Origin of the sequence: Collinsella sp. OM04-5 (genome assembly GCF_003439125.1) — a bacterium.
Classification (GTDB): domain Bacteria; phylum Actinomycetota; class Coriobacteriia; order Coriobacteriales; family Coriobacteriaceae; genus Collinsella.
In genome coordinates this window covers 1-1,574 of the sequence record NZ_QSUU01000029.1, presented here as the reverse complement: position 1 = coordinate 1,574, position 1,574 = coordinate 1, and the positions used below count along the sequence as shown (strand labels likewise).

The window sequence follows — 1,574 nt, the reverse complement described above, 5'->3', positions numbered from 1 at the left end:
TGGCCGTGGGCATCGTCGGCGCGTTCTTCGGCGTGCTGGCGTAAGGGCCCGGCTGCATAGACTGTCATTGCAACCTGGTAAGGGGATGGAGCGGGCCTATGCCCTCCATCCCCTTACTTGTATAGAGGGAGTTCGTATGTTCGCGAAGGATCGCGAAGCAATGCGCCTGACGCCGGCAGAAGTCAGGCTGATTCTTATTGAGTCCCTGCAATGGTGCGCCAACAACGCGGTGTACTTTTTAGGGCTTATCGGCGCGGCGACGTATGATCTGGCTGGCACGGCCTTTTTGGTTGCTGCCATTACGCTCGTGCGCAATCTTATGACGTCGGCGGGCAATATGGTGTCGGGCTCGGTCATCGACCGCTTTGGACCGCGCCGGACGTCGTTTGTGACGTGCGTGATTACGGCGGTGCTATCGCTTGGCGTGGGGTTGGCGCCGTTGTCTGTCCCCGGGCTTGTGTTTGCCGCGTGCGTCTTGGGGCTTGCGGGCGGCTTTATCAACACCTGCACGCATGCGTTTCCGGGATACCTGGAGTCGACCACCGAGGGCCGTACCCGCGTGAACGGTCTCATGGTGTTCTACAGCAATATCGCCTATACCGCTGGCCCGTTGCTCGGTGGTGCCATCGTGAGCTGTTTTGCCACGCAATCGGTCTATCTGCTCATGGCGGGCATGATGGGTGTGGCGGCCGTGCTCTCCTTGGGCTGTCACGAGTGTGTTGCTCCCGCAAAAGGGGAGAAGCCGAAGGGCGGCATTCTGGGCGGCATGGCCGAGGGCGCGCGACTTACGTTTCGCGACCACGACCTGCGCCTTATCTTTATCTCGGGCTTTCTGGGCTTCTTTGCGTTTGGCGCGTTCGATTCGCTGGAGTCGTTGTTCTATCGCGATGTGCTCAACGTGGATATCGTCTGGCTGGGCTGGCTGTCCTCGGTCGTGGGCCTCACTTCCTCGGTGGGCGCGTTCATCCTGACCAAGCTTTCTGCCCGCCATGTCAACCTGCGATTGCTGCTCGGCGCGCTCATGGCCGTGGGCATTGGGTCCATGGTGTACGTGGGCACCGATATGCTGGGGGTCGCGATTATCGGTCAGGCGATTAACGGCCTGGCCTGGGGATTCCTGGAACCGCTGCAGATGATCTTGATTCAGGAGCGCGCTGACATCAAATACCTGGGGCGCATTACCGGCTTTGTGCGTTTTGGCCTGATGAGCGCCGGCGTGCTGCCGCTGCTGGCGGCTCCGTTTTTGGCGGAGGCTTTGGGTGTCCAGACGGTACTGTTTGGGGCATCGACCATTATTGCGTTGGTAGGAACGCTGTTCTTTGTCACACAAGGGAGGCGCCAGAGGTGTTAGCTATACATTCAATTCTAATTTAATACCACTCACCAGAGAATTTCGACCGTTCACCGAGGATTGGAACAGATTGATAAGTGGTATTAAAAACACGTTAGGTGTATGTCTATAATTGGTATCGAAAATAAACGCGATGTATAGAGTTGCGTGCAGGACAGAAAGGAAAAGCCATGAAGGAAACCGAGAAGATCGAGATCATGCATTTCGACCAGGAGGGCTATCT

1 protein-coding gene is annotated in these 1,574 nt (G+C 57.3%); it reads left to right on the top strand.

Features of this window, described 5'->3' with window-relative positions; all coding sequences use genetic code 11:
• The first annotated feature begins 136 nt into the window (after positions 1-136).
• Positions 137-1,351: an MFS transporter gene (locus DXB53_RS09805; protein ID WP_199409720.1), complete on the top strand. Its 1,215-nt coding sequence runs from the start codon at positions 137-139 to the stop codon at positions 1,349-1,351.
• Positions 1,352-1,574: the final 223 nt, after the last annotated feature.

Coding starts and splice junctions, on each gene's coding strand:
- DXB53_RS09805 (WP_199409720.1), top strand. CDS start 137: ATGTTCGCGAAGGATCGCGAAGCAATGCGCCTGACGCCGGCAGAAGTC.